This is a genomic window from Micromonospora sp. IBSANI012 (assembly GCF_052814045.1).
This window is the reverse complement of the sequence record NZ_CP199933.1, coordinates 2,080,164-2,095,919: the sequence shown is the minus strand read 5'-3', so window position 1 is coordinate 2,095,919 and position 15,756 is coordinate 2,080,164. Positions and strand designations below refer to the sequence as shown.

Genomic DNA, 15,756 nt, shown 5'->3' with positions numbered 1-15,756 from the left:
ACCGTGGTCGTGTGGGCGTACGAGTCGGGGCTGATCACGCGGCGTCGTCGGTGACAGCCGGTCGGAGCCATGCCAGTAGGTTGATTTCGGCGCTTGGAAATAGACGCAGCACCGTAGGCAACGGCGGTCGCGGTAGGTTGCACAGTCATGGCCACGACCGCCGACGTCCGTCACGAACTCGCCAGCCTCGCCGACCCGCGGCGGGCGGAGGCATCGAGCCGGTTCCTGCAGATGGCTCCAGGCGGGTACGGCGAGGGCGACACGGCCATTGGTGTCTCCGTGCCGGAACAGCGCAGAGTGGCCGCCCGGTACTGGCGCGACCTCTCCCTGGCCGACACGGCGAAGCTGCTGACCAGCAGCGTGCACGAGGAGAGGCTGACGTCGCTGTTCATCCTGGTGCGAAAGTTCACCAAGGGAGACGGGGAGGAACGGGGCCAGATCTTCGGCATCATCCTGGCCAACACCGGCCGCATCAACAACTGGGACCTGGTCGACTCATCCGCGCCGTACATCGTCGGCCCCTGGCTGATCGACAAGGACCGGAGCGTCCTGGATCGGTTGGCCGAGTCAAGCCTGGTGTGGGACCGGCGCATCGCCATCATGGCAACTTTCGCCTTCATCAAAGCCGGCGACTTCCATTGGACCTTCCGCCTGAGCGAACGGCTCCTGCGCGACCCGCACGACCTGGTCCAGAAGGCGGTCGGCTGGATGCTGCGCGAGGTAGGAAACCGTGACAGAGCAGCCGAGGAGGAGTTTCTGGCCCGACGTTACCGGGTCATGCCCCGGGTCATGCTGCGGTACGCGATCGAAAAGTTTGAACCGCAGCGACGTCGGGAGTACCTGTCCGGCGTGGTCTAGATACCCGGCAGACGATCGGCCGTGCACCCGACGAGGACCAACGGTGCGGCTGCGATGGTCACCGACAGCAGCTTCACTCGCTGCGTCAGATCCATCTCGATCCCCCGTTCATGGCTCGCTCCGCCCCACATTCTCTCGGCAATGGGGAGATACGTGCGCGAGTTCTCCAGATTCATCGGAACAGGCTTACGGGAGACATTTCCCGTGCTTTTACCCTGACGTCCCGATCAGGTTGGGCATCTCTGTTCGCGACTGTTTCCGTCAGAAAGTGCGACGCAGTGGCCGCCCGTCCCGTCCTGTCCCACTGCGCCCGGCGTTTCCGCTTGCGCCAACCCTCAACCCTGCAGCCACACACAATCCGGGAGATCCGCGTGGAGTCCGACCAGACCGCCGCGTGTTGGTTCGTCGTGAACGCACCGATCGCGTATGCCCACTATCGTCCGTAGAGTGCCTTGCGAAACAGCGCAAGGTGATCGAAAGAGCGCAAACCGCCCAAAGAACGGAATTCTCGCCACCTTTCTGCAACCGGGCTGTGCCGGCTTTGTCAGCAGTTACCGTGCTTTAACATGACCATCGTTCGGATTTCTGCCGTGGTGCTCAGCGCCTTACTGACCACGCCCGGCGTGGCAGTCGGGTCCTCGACGTTGGCGACGTCCGCGCCGTACGTGCCCTGCCCGGCCGTGAAGCCGCCGGCGCCCCCGCCCGCCGCACCGTCGCCGCCACCGGTCGGTCCCGCCGACCTGGCCGTCGGCGGCGAGTCGCTGGCGACGGCGGGGCTGGCCATTCCCGCGGGTGCGTCGATGGCACCGTCGGTGACCGCCACCTCGTGGGTCGTGGCCGACCTCGACAGTGGCGCGGTGCTGGGTGGATGCGGCCCGCACGAACACCGCACGCCAGCCAGCGTGCAGAAGATGCTGCTGGCCGCGGCCCTGATGCCTCACCTCGACCCTGCACAGGTGGTCGAGGTGACCCGGGCGGATCTGCAGGATCTTGATCCGGCCAGTTCAGTGATGGGGGTGGTCGAGGGCGGCCGTTACTCGATCGAGAGCCTGTGGCTGGGGCTTCTCCTCAAATCGGGAAACGACGCGGCCAACGTGCTGGCCCGCGCCGGCGGCGGCACCGCCGGGCGGCAGGGCGGCGTGCAGGCGATGAACGACGAGGCGCACCGGCTGGGCGCAAACCAGACCCACGCGGCGACACCGTCCGGCCTGGACGGTCCCGGTCAGTACACCAGCGCGTACGACCTGGCGCTGATCGCGCGCGCCACCTACGCCCGCGCAGATTTCCGGCGATACATCGCGACCCGAGTGGCGGAGATACCGGCAACGCCGGGAACGCCAGGCTTCTCCATCACCCACGACAACACGCTGCTGGACCACTACCCGGGGACGCTCGGCGGGAAGACGGGCTTCACCGACCTGGCGCGACAGACATACGTGGGGGTGGCCGAACGTAACGGCCGGCGGCTCGCCGTGACCCTGCTCGGCGCGGAGACCGCGCCACTGGGGAGCCTGGGCGAGGCGGCGGCCCTGCTGGACTGGGGCTTCGCTCTCCCGCCCGACGCGTCGGTCGGCCGCCTGGTCACCCCCGATGAGAAGAAGCAGGACCGTCCCATTGCCGAGGTCAAAAGCGAGCGCCACGGTCAGGCTGGGGCAGGACCATCGTTCTCGTTGGCGGCCATCCTCGGCCTCGGCGCCGCCGTCGTACTGGCCGTCCTCCTCCTGGCGGCTTCCTGGCGACTGAGGGCCACCCGCCGGGCGGCCAACCCGTAGGAAGCCGACGACCAACGGGGGCGGTAGTTCCGACACCATTGCGGCGGTCGCGGATGAACGGTACCCCGGTGGACGTGCGCCAGCAGCGTCATGGGAGGTCAGCGCTCCGGAGCGGGTCATCGACCCGCTCCGGAGCGCGTCATCGTTGCTGGTCAGCGCACCGGCTGGACACGGCCGGATGAGCACTTCGGCAGGATGACCAATTCGACGGCGTCAGGGCTGCGCCAAGGACGGATTCCATTTACCAGCCCGAAAGGTGGCGGCTCCCGGACCGCCTCCACTTGAAGGCCAAGCCGCGACTGCGGCCGGGGTTCGTGCCCAGGAGGTGGGTGGAACGTGAACGCGTCGTCAGCGCAGAAGCGGACGTCGAGGCGCACGCTCTCTTTCACCAACGGTTGAGCGCGGCGGCCAACTGGGCCAGGGCGACATGGGCGGCGTCGAAGAGGGCCAGTTTCCGCGGGAAGTTGTGGATGAGTCCCTGGTACCGGGCTGCGGTGACGGGAACGCCGGCGGCCAGCAGCCTGGCCGCGTACCGTTCGCCCTCGGCGGCCAACAGGTCGAGCTCGGCCGTGATGACCACGCCGGGGGGCAGGCCGGTGAGGTCGGCCCGCAGTGGATCCAGATCCGGATGTGTACGGTCCACGCCGGGTGGGGCGTACGCGTCCCAGAAGAACCGCATCTCCTCCCGGTCCAGGCCGTACTCGTCCAGTGCCGGATAGTCGGCCGCAGGGTCGATGACCGGGCAGATGAGGATCTGCCCCGCAAGACGGGTCCCCGCATCCCGGGCGCGCCGAGCGGTCACCGCCGCAAGGTGCCCTCCCGCGGAGTCACCCGCCACCGCTATCCGGCCCGGGTCGAGGCCGTGCCGAGCCGCTCCAGGCCCGCGCAGCCAGGTGAGCGCTCGCGCCATGTCGTCCACCGCAGCCGGGTAGGGATACTCGGGGGCGAGTCGGTAGTCCACGGAGAGCACGGCCCAGCCGGACGCGGCCGCCAGGTGCCGGCACAGCCCGTCGTGGGTCTCCACGCTGCCCATCACCCAGCCCCCGCCGTGCGCATAAAGGACCACCGGCATCGCATCGTGATCGCCGTCGCGGTAGAGCCGGGCGGCCACGCCGCCGGCGTCGACGGTCACCACGGACCGGATCGCCGGTGCGCCGCCCACCTCGGCCGGAGTCGCCTCGACCATGCTGAGCCGTGCCGCCGGCAGGGCCGCCCGGGTGAGCGGGACACGCTGCTGGACCTGCATCGCCGCCCGCGCCTGCGGGTGGAGCCGGCTGGAGTCCATCCGGTCATTATCGCCTGCTCGACGGATGTCAACGCTGCCGGTCCGGCGGTGACGGATCGGCGGAGAGGCGAATACGGTGTGGACCGTGGATGAGCTTCTACCGGCACTGCCGGAGGACTGGGAGCGCTGCCTCGCGGTGGCCGCGCACCCCGACGACATCGAGTACGGCGCGGCCTCAGCGATCGCCCGCTGGACCGCACAGGGCAAGCAGGTCACCTATTTGTTGGCCACCCGGGGCGAAGCAGGAATCGACGCCATGCACCCGGACCAGGCCGCGCCGTTGCGCGAGGAGGAGCAGCGCGCCGGGGCCCGGGAGGTCGGCGTGGACGTCGTGGAGTTCCTCGACCACCGCGACGGTGTCGTCGAGTACGGTCCAGACCTGCGCCGCGACATCGTGCGTGCGATCCGCCGGCACCGGCCCGACGTCATCGTCTCGGGCGCCTTCACCGTCCGTATGGTGGGCGGCATCACCAACCAAGCCGACCACCGGGCGGTGGGGCTGGCTACGCTGGACGCCGCCCGCGACGCGGGCAACCGGTGGATCTTCCCGGAACTGGTGGACGAGGGGCTACCCCCCTGGGGCGGCGTGCGCTACGTCTGCTTCGCTGGCGCTGAGCTCCCCACGCACGGCGTGGACATCACCGGCGAGCCGTTGCAGCGGGGTATCGCCTCGCTAGCAGCGCACGCTGCGTACACCAAAGGCCTGGGCGTGGCCGGCCCCGAACCCGGGCCGTTCCTGACCTGGGCGGCCCGCCAGGGCGGACCGGCTCTGGGCGTGGAGGCGGCGATCCTGTTCGATGTGCACGCCCTTACCTTCGAGGGTCCACCACCCTGGCTTTGAGCCTCACAGGCGCCCATGATTCCACTCCGGGCCGCGCCACAAAGGGATCTGCCGCCCGCCGGCATGCCCGACCCCTGCCCGATGCACCGATCAACAGCGGCGTGGTGGGCATTGAGTGCCGTACGGTGCGCACCGTGGGATACCTAGTGGAGCCTTCGGGACGGCTGAACCTCTCGGAGTCGGACGACGTCGCTGCCGTCGCCGCTGTCAAGGCCGCCTGGACTGTACGAGATGGTTGGTTCCACCCGGATGTGTCTCCTTCAAGCAACACACTGGCCGACATAGCGTGGGCGGCTGCAGCCTCGGTCACCCGAGACGGAGACTGGATCGAGTTTGATCACGACGACGAGGGAGACCCCAAGTGGTCGGATCAGGCCACCGCCTTCTACGTCGCGATTGCGCCGTTCGTTCGCTCGGGAGTCGTCCAGATCGAAGGTGAAGACGGTGCCCGCTGGTTCTACACCTACGCCGACGGGCAGATCACTCAACAGGGTGGGAACGGTTGGGATGGATCCATCGAGCCGTTTGGCGAGCCTGTGGGGCTTCCTCCGCTGGACCACCCATAGCCGACCGGAAGAAAAGCGGCAAACGCTGTACCAACGCCACTGGTGGCGGGCGCTGCAACGTCCACCAGAAGAACCCATGTTCGGCCGCTTCACGGCAGATCCACCGGCCCGTACCGGGTCCGGGCGGCCCCGGTGCTCAGAGCCCAGTAGCGGTCGCCGAACGACCAGTGCCACCATTCGGTCGGGTAGTTGACCATGCCGGCAGACGACAGCGCCTGGCCCAGGATGTCGCGATTGGCGCGGGCCCGCGGGGAGATGTGGGGTGATCCCGTGAAGCAGGCGTTGGCGCTGTCCACCGGGCTGGCGTTGACGATCGTGCCCAGGTCCAGTTCGATCCCATCGGCCGTACAGAGCGTGAGGTCGACCGTCCCGCCGGTACTGTGCGGAGCCACCTCGGGCGGCGAGATGTACTTGCTGGCCTCCACGTGCCGGCGCGCCGAGTCCCACTCTGGGTACCTGCGGCGCAGTTCGTCCTGGTAGCTCTCGAAGTAGGTCGTCTGCAGGCTGAGCGGCCGGTACCCCTCGATGACCAGCAGCCGCAGCCCTCCGGGCAGGGCCCGCTGGGCGGCGAGTAGACGCTGCACCGCCGCCTCGCGCAGGTGCGCGTACGCGCCGGCCTCGTCGGCCAGCCGGTCGTCCACCCGAAGGTCCGCGACCTGGCGTACGTCGACCAGGGCCTCCCCGTTGTCGCCGAGCGGGATGGCCGAGATTCGCCGATCAGACAGCAGGATCATGACCGGTACCGCCCAGCGGCGTCGATGATCGCGCTGGCCACGGCCGTGGCCGCGTGGGGCCGGCCGTGTTGACGGGCGGCGTTGGCCAGCTCCTGGCGTCGTTCCGGGTGGTCGAGCAGCACCATGATCTCCTCGTAGAGGCGGTTGGCGGAGGCGTCGGGGCCGGCGAGCATGCGGGAGGCACCGGCGTCGGCGAGGTGCCGTGCAGTCCGCCGCTGTTCGTCGCCGCCGGTGGGGATGAGAGGGATGAAGACGCATGCCTTGCCCAGGGCGGTGAGTTCGGCGACGGTGCCGGCGCCGCTGCGCGCGACGACGATGTCCGCGGCGCTCAGGACGTCGGGCAGCTCGCCGTGGACGTAGTCGACGACCCGGTACCTGCTGCGCAGGTGTTCCGGGAGGGCGGCCGCGACCTGCCGCATCCGGTGGAGGGAGTAGTCGCCGCACTGGTGCAGCACCTGACATTTCTGCAGGAGTCCGGGGATGATGTCGGCGATCAGGTTGTTGACCTGGACGGCGCCCTGGGCGCCGCCGGTGACGTACACCAGCGGCAGGCGCGGATCCAGGTGGTACGCGGCGAGCGCCCGGTCGCGGTTGCCCGTGAGGATCTCGGGCCGGATCGGGTTGCCGGTGACCACCGCGCGGGTTCTCGCTCGGGCGGGCAGATGGTCGATGGAAGACTCGTGACTCAGCAGGACTCGATCGGCGAGGCGGGCGAGGATCCGGTTCGCCAGCCCGAGCGTGAGGATCTGCTCGTGCATGACCAGCGGGCGGCGGGTCATCCAGGCGGCGATCCCGATCGGGACGGAGACGTATCCGCCGGTGGAGAAGACCACCTCGGGCCGGGTGCGCACCACGATCATGATGGCCTGGAAGATGCCGAGCGGCACGCGGAAGGCGTCGGCGACGTTGCGGCCCCACTCGTGCAGGTTCGGCGAGCGGCGCAGTTTGCCGGTGGTGATCGCCGTGAAGGGAATGCCCTCCTGCCGGGCGATGCTGGCCTCCAGTCCGTGGGCGACGCCCACCCAGCGGACGTCCGGTGCGGTGCCAGCTGCCGCCAGCCGGTCGCGGAGCGTACGGATCGTGGTCAGCGCCGGGTAGGTGTGCCCGCCCGTTCCCCCGCCCGTGACGATGATGCGGAGACCACGGAGATGTTCCGCGGTGTAGACGGCCATCAGCAGGGACTCGGGCAGGGGGAGGCGGTGTCGCGCCGGTGCAGTGCGCCCTGGATGAGGATGTCGAGCAGTGCGGAGTAGCCGACGCCGGCCCGCTGCCAGATCTGCGGGTACTGGGAGGCGGCGGTGAATCCGGGGAAGGTGTTGACCTCGTTGATCACCGGCTCCCGGTAGTCTCCGGTCCACCCCGTGCCGTGGTCGGCGTCCGGATCCGGGAGGAAGAAGTCGACGCGGAGCAGCCCGCGGCAGCCGAGCGCGTGGAACGCCTGCACGGCCCGGTCCTGCAGTAGTCGGGTGGTGCCGGGGTCGAGCTGGGCCGGAATGTGGAAGACGGCACCGCCGTCGTACTTGGCGTCGTAGTCGAAGAAGGTGGCGTTCGCCACCCGGATCTCCAGCGGCGGCCCGGCCTCGACGCGACCGTCGGGGTGCTGAAGGACGGCGACGTCGATCTCGCGCCCGCGCACGGCGCGTTCGACGAGAACCTTCGCGTCGCTCTCGCGCGCGAGCCGCAGGGCGGCGGGCAGTTGCGCCCATTGTTCGACCTTGGAGACTCCCAGGCTGGAGCCGGCCCGGGCCGGTTTGACGAAGACGGGCAGCCCCAGCCGCTCCTGATCCCGCGACGACAGATCCTCGTCGGGCCGCAGCGTCACCCCGTCGGCCACGCGCAGGCCGTCGGCGGCGAGGAGTTTCTTCGTGACCGGTTTGTCCATCCCCGCGGCGCTGGCGAAGACACCGTTTCCGACGAACGCGACGCCGAGCCACTCCAGCATCGACTGGACGGTGCCGTCCTCACCGTACGGGCCGTGCAGCGCCGGGAACACCACGTCCTGGTCGCCGAGGGTCCGCAGCGCCTGCGCGAACGTGGCCCGGTCGCTGTTCACCCGCCACTGGCCGTCCCGCTCGATCAGCACCTCGGTCACCTGGTAGGCGGCGGGGTCGAGGTGGGCCAGGATGCTCTCCGCCGAGCGCCGGGAGACGTCGTGCTCCCCGCTGCGCCCACCGAACAGCACCGCCAAACGAACAGTCATGATGTTGCCGCTTCCCCATGTAGGTGTACGCGCGCCACTCGCGCGCCGATTCCGGTCAAGACTTCGTGCGGGTTGGTGCCGGCCCACCGCGCCCATTCGGCGGCCGTCGGCTCGGCCGGGTCGGGCGAGCCGGGCTCGGCGCCGGGACCGAGGACGACCACCGGATCGCCGAGCGCCACCGGCAGGTCGCCGACATCGACGACGCACTGATCCATGGCGATGCGGCCGACGATCGGGCAGCGCCGACCGGCGAGCCAGACCCACGCGCGGCCCTCGGCGGTGCGCGACAGGCCGTCGGCGTACCCGAGCGGCAGCAGGGCGAGCGTGGTCGGCCGATCGGTCACATGATCGGGGCCGTAGGACACGCCGGTACCGGCGGGCACGCGCTTCAGGTTGATCACCCTTGACCGCAGGGTCATGGCGGGTCGCAGGCCGTAGCGGCGGGGACCGGTCGCGCCGAACGGGTCGACGCCGTACATGGCCAGGCCGATCCGGCAGAGATCGAACCGGGTCTGCGGGGCGGCCAGTGCCGCCGCCGAGTTCGCCAGATGCACCACTTCGGGGTCGAGCCCGGTGTCCCGAGCGATCCGCAGCGCCTCCTGGAACGTTGACAGCTGCCGGGCGATGCTCGGGCAGCCCGGCACGTCGGCGTTCGTCAGGTGGGACCACACCCCGCGTACCCGGACACTGCCCTCCGCCTCGTGCTTGCGAGCCCAGGCGACCAGCTCGGGCCATTCGTCGCCGCTGGCACCGTTGCGTGACAGACCGACGTCCGCCTTGAGCTGGACCGCGGCGGGCACACCGAGATCCGTGGCCGCGGTGGCGATCGCGCGCAGGTGGGTCAGGGTCGACACCGCGATGTCGACGTCCGCGGCGATCAGGCGGGTGAAGTCCTCGTCCGGCCGGTGCAGCCAGCTCAGGACGGGCGCGTCGATGCCCGCCGATCGCAGCGCCACCGCCTCCGTCGCCGAGGTCACGCCCAGCCAGGCGGCGCCGGCGCCCAACGCTGCCCGCGCCACCGGCACCGCGCCGTGCCCGAACCCGTCGGCCTTCACCACGGCCATCAACCCGGTACGTGCAATCGCCGCGATCGTCCGAATGTTCTCCGCGATCGCCGCAAGATCGATCACGGCCTCGGCCAGCTGCACACTCTCGTTGATCACACCGGTCCCGGCGCGCCGACCACGCGTACCCGGCGTCACCCGGCGGCCCCAGGCTCGACGGGCGGTTCATCCGGCGGTTCGGCGGCCCCTTGCCCGCCGACCGCGGCGGCCCGGCGCACCGCGAGCGTCTCCCGGATCCGCCGGCGGGCCGCCCGCCGCTGTTGCTCGTCGCGGCGGCCTCGGTGTGCTGGTTCGAAGATCATGTCCGGCTCCTGACTGACACGACGGGCACGGTAGGCAGCCGGTTGTGAAGAACCCTTGAAGAAGCCGTGGGCCAGCTGTGCGGATATCCCGCTCGCCGCTCTCCGGAGCCCGCCCACATCAGTTCTTCACGGGTTTCGGGTTTACTTGACCCCCGCCACCACCAGGCAGAATGGGGAAACATGAGCGCGCGGATCCTGGTCGCCGAGGACGACCCCAAGCAGGCCAACCTGGTACGGGTCTATCTCGAACGCGAGGGGCACAGCGTGCTGCTGGTCGGCGACGGGCGGGCCGCGCTGGACCAGTGCCGGTCCCGCCGGCCTGACCTGGTGGTCCTCGACGTGATGATGCCGGTCGTCGACGGCCTCGACGTGTGCCGGATCCTCCGTGCCGAATCGGACATCCCGATCCTGCTGCTGACCGCCCGTACCACCGAGGAAGACATGCTGCTGGGCCTGGACCTCGGCGCCGACGACTACCTCACCAAGCCGTACAGCCCGCGGGAACTGGCGGCCCGGGTACGGGCGCTGCTGCGCCGGGCGCGGGTGGTTAGCGCCGACAACCGGGCGGTGCTGCGCGTCGGCGAGCTCGAGGTGGACGCCGGCCGGTTCGAGGTACGCGTCGGCGGCCGGCCGGTCGCCCTGACGGCCAAGGAGTTCGGCATCCTCGAGGTGCTCGCCGGCGAGCCCGGGCGGGTGTTCACCCGGGCGCAGATCATCGACCGGGCCTTCGGATTCGATCGTTTCGTGCTCGAACGCACTGTCGACGCGCACGTGATGAACCTCCGCCGCAAGATCGAGGACGACGTTGCCGAGCCGCGGTACGTGCACACCGTCTACGGCCGTGGCTACCGGCTCGCCGAACCGGAGCCGGAATTGGCGGCGGCGCCGACGCCCGAGGGCACGCCCGGAGTCAGCCGGTGAGTTTTCGGCTACGGGTGCTCTGGCTGGTCGTCCTCGTCGCGGTGAGCGCGACCGCGGCGACCGCGTGGCTGACCCTGCGGCAGGCCTCGCAACAGATCAGCGACTCGGCCACCACCGACCGGGCGCAACTCGACCAGGTCGTCGCCCGACTCAGGATGTACGGCAGCCTGCACGGCACCTGGGAGGGCGTGCCCGACCTGGTGCGGGACCTGCGCGCCCAGACCGGTCAGCGGATCCACCTGGTCGCCGACACGGGCCAGGTGATCGTGGACACGGACACCCAGGAGAACCGCGACGCCCGGCCGCTCGGCACGATGGTCGGGTTCGTCGACCCGCGGCCGGTATTGAATCTGGCAGCATTGCCAGCGGAGCCGGCGGGCCGGGAGAAAGGCACGGTCGGCGCGATCGCCGCCTACCGTACCGGCGTGCGGTTCGCGGCCTGCCTGACGCGGGAATCCGTCCCTGTTGTCGCTTCACCGACCAGCACGGGAGTTCCGCAGTTCGACGTCGACCTGAGCACGGCCGACGTGCGCGATCGCCAGGGTGTCGACGAGATCGTCGGCGGCTGTCGCGACGTCGCGGCCGAGCCGGGCCGGGACCTGGTGGACGCTGCCCGGGTGCAGGTCTGTGGCACCTCGACGGTGCAACCACTGGATTCCTGCCTGGCCCAGGCCTTCACCAACGAGATCAGTGACGTCGCGCCGGTACCCGCCCGGGTCTACCTCGGCGCTCGCGGCGATCCGGCGTCCGTGTTGACCGCCGGTCCACTGCTCGCCGCGGCAGCGGGCGTTGCGACGGTCGCGGTCATCGGCACCGTGCTGCTGAGCCGGCGGGTGCTGCGCCCCATCGACACGCTCACCGCGGCCGCTCAGCGGCTCGGCCGGGGCGACCTCACCGGACGGGTTCCGGTGCGGGGCAACGACGAGCTGGCGGAGTTGGCCCGGTCGTTCAACCGGATGGCCGACTCCCTGCAGCGCGGGGAGGAGCGGCAACGCCGGCTGGTCGCCGACGTCGCACATGAACTGCGTACGCCGCTGGCCAACCTGCGCGGCTACCTCGAGGCGCTCTCCGACGGCGTGATCACGCCGGACCAGGAGCTCTTCGCGTCACTCCACGAAGAGGCGGTGCTGCAACAGCGCATCGTCGACGACCTGCAGGACCTGGCCCTGGCTGAGGCCGGCAACCTGGCGTACCACCGGGTCACCGTGGATCTGGCCGAACTCCTCGAGACCTGCCGCACCGCCCACCACGCCCGGGCGGAGTCGGCCGGGGTGTCGTTGCGCGTGGCGGCCGAGCCGGTTGCTGTACACGCCGATCCCGACCGGCTCCGCCAGGTGGTGGGCAATCTCGTCACCAACGCCCTACGGGCGACCGCTGCGGGCGGCAGCGTCCGGCTGGTCGCGAGCCGCACCGACACGCAGGCGATCGTCCGGGTCGTCGACACCGGCTCGGGAATCGCAGCGCACGCGCTGCCGCATGTGTTCGACCGGTTCTGGCGGGCCGACTCCGCACGGGGCCGCCGTACCGGGGGCAGTGGCCTCGGCCTCGCTATCGCCCGACAGATCGTCACCGATCACCAGGGCACCATCACGGTCGCGAGTGAGGTCGGCGTCGGGACGACATTCACCATCACGCTTCCCCGCGCCGACTAGCTTGATCTTCAACCTGTGCGGCGCGGCCTGGGATTGCGTCCGTTTCCGTGTCGAGCAACATTCACGGGGCTCCGTGTGTTTGTTTCTCGGCGAACCTACGGCTTGTCGACCCATTGGACGCTGATGGGGCGCCGGCCGGTGCGCAGGAATTCGTGCCCTGCTTGACGGGCCTGTTCTTCGGTGAGATCAAAGGGTTCAGCGCCTGCGGCGGTAAACCACGGGTCGGAGAATGCGTCTTCGGCGTCGCCAACTGTCTGGCCGGGTGGGGCCCCAGGCGGCACTGGTCCCCAGCTGAGCATGATCTCGTCCTCGCTTTCCCATACCAGTCCGGATCGGTCCCCGTGAAGGGTGATGTGCAGACTCCGCACACCGTCTTCGCTGATCAGCGACACGCCGCTGCGCGGTACGCGGTCAAGGATGGTGTCGAGGTCGGCAGTGCTGGCCACGGTGGTGGGGGTGTCGTCGATCCAGGCTTGCAGAGGTGCGTTCATCGGATGCCTGCTAGCCGTGGGATTGCCCAGCCATTCCGGCAGCACAGTGAGCTGGTTACCGGCCAGATCCAGCCGAGTGAGGGCGGTGAGGTTACTCAGCGACCCGGGCAGCACGGTGAGGTGGTTGGCGGTCAGGAACAGCTGGGTGAGGGCGGTCAGGTTACCCAGCGACTCCGGCAGCACAGTGAGCTGGTTTTCGGTCAGGTCCAGCCGGGTGAGGGCGGTGAGGTTACCCAGCCATTCCGGCAGCGCCGACAACTGGTTGTTGGCCAGGTCCAGCCAGGTGAGGGCGGTCAACTTACCCAGCGGCTCCGGCAGCGCCGACAGCTGATTACCGGAAAGGCCCAGCCGGGTGAGGGTGGTCAGGTTACCCAGCGACTCCGGCAACACCATGAGCCGGTTACGGCCCACGAACAGTTCGGTGAGGGCGGTCAAGTTACCCAGCGATTCCGGCAGCACAGTGAGCTGGTTGCCCCACACGAATAGCTCAGTGAGGGCGGTAAGGTCACCCAGCGACTCCGGCAGCACAGTGAGCTGATTGCCGCCCAGGTCCAGCCGGGTGAGGGCGGTAAGGTTGCCCAGCCATTCCGGCAGCACAGTGAGCTGGTTGGCGGTCAGGTTCAGCTGAGTGAGGGCGGTAAATTTGCCCAGCCATGCCGGCAGCACGGTCAGCTGATTGCCGCCCAGGTCCAGCCGGGTGAGGGCGGTCAAATCACCCAGCGACTCCGGCAGGGTTCCCAACGCGAGCCCACCCAGATCCAACGAGGAGGCACCACTACGGCGTGCCGCCTCGATTCGATCCTCGCTACTGCGCCGTGCCGCCTCGATCTGACTCTGGTAACTGTCCACTCCACACCTACGTCCTGCTTCAGCGTTGTCATGATCACTTGCCGGCACCAGCGCTGCGCGATTAGACCACGATCTCTCCGTGGAGCCGCAACCCCGCACGCGTCAACCGGAGTTCACAGTCTCTTGACGCGGTGACGGCGTTGGCTTGCTACGCGACGAGGCCGTGGTGGGGATGCGGCGCGTGCACCCGGGCAGGCCCCTGGCCTGCCGGCAATAGCCGGCCCGAGGGGTCGCGGATCCTCCGGGGTCAAGGGCGGTCCGCAGGGTCGTGGCGCAGCGACGCGAAGCGCCCTTGACCCTGGAAGGGTGGCCCCGCATCCTCCGCGCCGCATCCCCACCACGGCCGGCGGTGACTCACGCTACGGCGCGGCGGTGCGACGGCCGCCTGCGCGCCGGCATCGCAGGAAAACGACCTGGTATTCACCACCCGCTATGGCACGCCCATCGAGCCGCGCAACTTCCAACGGTCCTGTCAGACAAGGTGCGAGAAAACGAAGGTCACGCCGATCGGCCAATGTGGTGAGATGGTGCGCAGGTGACCTACTTTCCAGGGCAGCGACGCTAGGCCCCGTGCGCGGCGTGGGGCTGGTGACAGCCAGGGAGGCGGCGACATGTCCAGCGCGCAGGTGTATGACACCATCGGAGCCACTTACACCGTCACGCGGCGCACCGAGCCGCGGATCGCCGCAAGGGTCTGGGCTGCGCTCGGCGATGCGCGGACGGTATTGAATGTCGGGGCTGGCACCGGCTCCTACGAGCCCGCCGACCGTGACGTCACCGCGGTGGAACCGTCGACGCTCATGCGTGCGCAGCGCCCCGCAGGCGCAGCGCCGTGCGTGGCTGCCGCCGCGGAGAGCCTTCCGTTCGAGGACCAGTCCTTCGACGCAGCGATGGCTTTTGCCACCATCCATCACTGGCAGGACCCGATCGCGGGCCTGCGCGAGATGCGGCGCGTTGCTCGCCGCGTGGTGGTGTTCACGCACGACACCAGTGACAACGGATGGCTTCGTCGGTTCTGGCTTACTCGCGACTACCTTCCTGAAGTCGCGGACCTCCTTGTCGGCCGGCCTTCGCTGACCGAGCTGGCCAGCGCGATCGGAGCCCGCGTGGAGCCGGTGCTCATCCCGTGGGACTGCGTTGACGGCTTTTTCGAGGCCTACTGGCGCCGGCCCGAGGCGTACCTGGACGAGAACGTCCGTCGCGGGGTATCGGTCTGGGCCAGAGTCGGGCCGGACGCCGAGCAGAGGGCAGTGCACAGCCTCCGTGATGACCTCGCGTCAGGTCGGTGGGCAGAACGCAACGGCGACCTCGTCGATCTCGATGCAGCAGAGCTTGGCCTTCGCCTGCTTATCGCCTGAACCCGCCACATCCGGGTACGACTTCGCTGCCCGAAGCCATGGGCGGTCCAGGCCCCACTCGCATCGGTCAAACGGATAGCTTCAAACCCAGCGGCCGTCGTCACATGTTCAGTAATGTCCACGACAGACGGTCATCTAGTGATGATGACGGCCTGCGGTGGCCCCGCTCGGACGGTCTGTGGTGGCCCCATCGTGGTGGAGGCGTGCGATGGTGTGACGGCCCGGTTTGGCCCCACCCCGGCCTGCCGCAGGAACTCAGATCAGTGACTGTGCGTTAGGCATGTAGGCGCTCGGCTTCAGGCCGAAGCTGCCACCCGACCTGTTCGATGACTTCGCGAGCTGCCTCCGCAACAGACCTTGCGTGGGTCGACACTTGAAAGTCTCGGACCCTCGCAAGATCGCTCCGCTGCTGGTAGAGATCGACGAAGTTGCGCAGCCGGCTGCGCCAGTACTCGTTCGGTTCCCGTGCAGCGACCCGTTCCTTCAAGACCGTCTCAGGGGCGGTCAGCTCGCAGACGACGAACCGTGGACCCGGCACGGCAGCGCGAAGCTGCACCCGTTCGTCCTCGTCCGCGATAACACTGGGAATGACGAGCCGCAAACCCGCAATAGTCGCGTAATTGGGCCAGATAGCCCTGAGATTGTTGAGCCCGAAAGACCGCTCGGGGTGCGGGTAGACCATGGTGAGGTCATCGAGGTCGATCACCGCGTTCGCCAAACCGGACTCACGCAGCAGGTCCGCTATGGCACCCGACAGGCTGGACTTTCCCGAGCCCGGCGATCCGTGCAGGACGAGCACATCAACGTTGTTCACGAGCGTAGCCACCCGAGCCGGATACCTGCGACTTCGCTGCGGCCTCGGC

General features: G+C 69.2%; 14 protein-coding genes and 1 pseudogene. 7 read left to right on the top strand and 8 right to left on the bottom strand.

The features are described from left to right. The first annotated feature begins 147 nt into the window (after window positions 1-147). Window positions 148-858, top strand: a complete 711-nt coding sequence (locus ACTWM8_RS09875) for a DNA alkylation repair protein (protein ID WP_446213531.1) — start codon at window positions 148-150, stop codon at window positions 856-858. On the opposite strand, the gene ACTWM8_RS09870 is transcribed toward ACTWM8_RS09875, so the two are convergent. Next, on the bottom strand, window positions 855-1,034 hold the full coding sequence (locus tag ACTWM8_RS09870) for a hypothetical protein (protein ID WP_446213530.1): 180 nt from the start codon (window positions 1,032-1,034) through the stop codon (window positions 855-857). The two genes, ACTWM8_RS09875 and ACTWM8_RS09870, sit on opposite strands and share 4 nt — an antisense overlap. Window positions 1,035-1,424: 390 nt before the next feature. Between ACTWM8_RS09870 and ACTWM8_RS09865 the strand changes: the two genes are divergently transcribed. Beyond that, on the top strand, window positions 1,425-2,630 hold the full coding sequence (locus ACTWM8_RS09865) for a D-alanyl-D-alanine carboxypeptidase family protein (RefSeq protein WP_446213529.1): 1,206 nt from the start codon (window positions 1,425-1,427) through the stop codon (window positions 2,628-2,630). A gap of 385 nt (window positions 2,631-3,015) precedes the next feature. On the opposite strand, the gene ACTWM8_RS09860 is transcribed toward ACTWM8_RS09865, so the two are convergent. Then, complete coding sequence (locus tag ACTWM8_RS09860) at window positions 3,016-3,915, bottom strand: alpha/beta hydrolase (RefSeq protein ID WP_446213528.1); 900 nt, start codon at window positions 3,913-3,915, stop codon at window positions 3,016-3,018. Between the two features lie 85 nt (window positions 3,916-4,000). Here ACTWM8_RS09860 and ACTWM8_RS09855 point away from each other — a divergent pair, with 85 nt between their 5' ends. Both ACTWM8_RS09855 and ACTWM8_RS09850 read left to right on the top strand, forming a co-directional pair. Continuing rightward, window positions 4,001-4,756 (top strand): PIG-L deacetylase family protein, encoded by a 756-nt coding sequence (locus ACTWM8_RS09855; RefSeq protein WP_446213527.1) that lies wholly within the window; start codon window positions 4,001-4,003, stop codon window positions 4,754-4,756. Window positions 4,757-4,890: 134 nt separating this feature from the next. Beyond that, window positions 4,891-5,322, top strand: a complete 432-nt coding sequence (locus ACTWM8_RS09850) for a hypothetical protein (protein WP_446213526.1) — start codon at window positions 4,891-4,893, stop codon at window positions 5,320-5,322. An 89-nt stretch (window positions 5,323-5,411) separates the two neighbouring features. On the opposite strand, the gene ACTWM8_RS09845 is transcribed toward ACTWM8_RS09850, so the two are convergent. Genes ACTWM8_RS09845 through alr form a run of 4 tightly spaced genes read right to left on the bottom strand, consistent with a single transcriptional unit; the run spans window position 5,412 to window position 9,404 of the window. Beyond that, window positions 5,412-6,056: a M15 family metallopeptidase gene (locus tag ACTWM8_RS09845; RefSeq protein ID WP_446213525.1), complete on the bottom strand. Its 645-nt coding sequence runs from the start codon at window positions 6,054-6,056 to the stop codon at window positions 5,412-5,414. After that, complete coding sequence (locus tag ACTWM8_RS09840) at window positions 6,053-7,228, bottom strand: UDP-N-acetylglucosamine--N-acetylmuramyl-(pentapeptide) pyrophosphoryl-undecaprenol N-acetylglucosamine transferase (protein WP_446213524.1); 1,176 nt, start codon at window positions 7,226-7,228, stop codon at window positions 6,053-6,055. Before ACTWM8_RS09840 ends, ACTWM8_RS09845 begins: the two co-directional genes overlap by 4 nt. Then, window positions 7,228-8,256 (bottom strand): D-alanine--D-alanine ligase family protein, encoded by a 1,029-nt coding sequence (locus ACTWM8_RS09835; RefSeq protein WP_446213523.1) that lies wholly within the window; start codon window positions 8,254-8,256, stop codon window positions 7,228-7,230. Before ACTWM8_RS09835 ends, ACTWM8_RS09840 begins: the two co-directional genes overlap by 1 nt. Next, window positions 8,253-9,404, bottom strand: coding sequence for an alanine racemase (gene alr / locus ACTWM8_RS09830; RefSeq protein ID WP_446213522.1), 1,152 nt, complete (start codon window positions 9,402-9,404; stop codon window positions 8,253-8,255). Before alr ends, ACTWM8_RS09835 begins: the two co-directional genes overlap by 4 nt. 398 nt (window positions 9,405-9,802) lie before the next feature. On the opposite strand from alr, the gene ACTWM8_RS09825 reads away from it, so the two are divergent. Next, window positions 9,803-10,543, top strand: a complete 741-nt coding sequence (locus tag ACTWM8_RS09825) for a response regulator transcription factor (protein WP_446213521.1) — start codon at window positions 9,803-9,805, stop codon at window positions 10,541-10,543. Next, entirely contained in the window at window positions 10,540-12,195 is a 1,656-nt protein-coding gene (locus tag ACTWM8_RS09820; protein ID WP_446213520.1) for a sensor histidine kinase, read from the top strand. The genes ACTWM8_RS09825 and ACTWM8_RS09820 overlap by 4 nt, the downstream gene beginning before the upstream one ends. A 95-nt stretch (window positions 12,196-12,290) precedes the next feature. Here the strand turns inward: ACTWM8_RS09820 and ACTWM8_RS09815 are convergent, their stop codons facing one another. Further along, the gene (locus ACTWM8_RS09815) at window positions 12,291-13,535 is read right to left on the bottom strand and encodes an Imm1 family immunity protein (RefSeq protein ID WP_446213519.1); all 1,245 of its coding nucleotides are present in this window, start codon (window positions 13,533-13,535) and stop codon (window positions 12,291-12,293) included. A gap of 620 nt (window positions 13,536-14,155) precedes the next feature. Here ACTWM8_RS09815 and ACTWM8_RS09810 point away from each other — a divergent pair. Continuing rightward, a pseudogene (locus tag ACTWM8_RS09810) lies at window positions 14,156-14,893 on the top strand (class I SAM-dependent methyltransferase); the annotation flags it as partial. A 274-nt stretch (window positions 14,894-15,167) separates the two neighbouring features. On the opposite strand, the gene ACTWM8_RS09805 reads toward ACTWM8_RS09810, so the two are convergent. Continuing rightward, window positions 15,168-15,719, bottom strand: a complete 552-nt coding sequence (locus ACTWM8_RS09805) for an AAA family ATPase (RefSeq protein ID WP_446213518.1) — start codon at window positions 15,717-15,719, stop codon at window positions 15,168-15,170. Window positions 15,720-15,756: the final 37 nt, after the last annotated feature.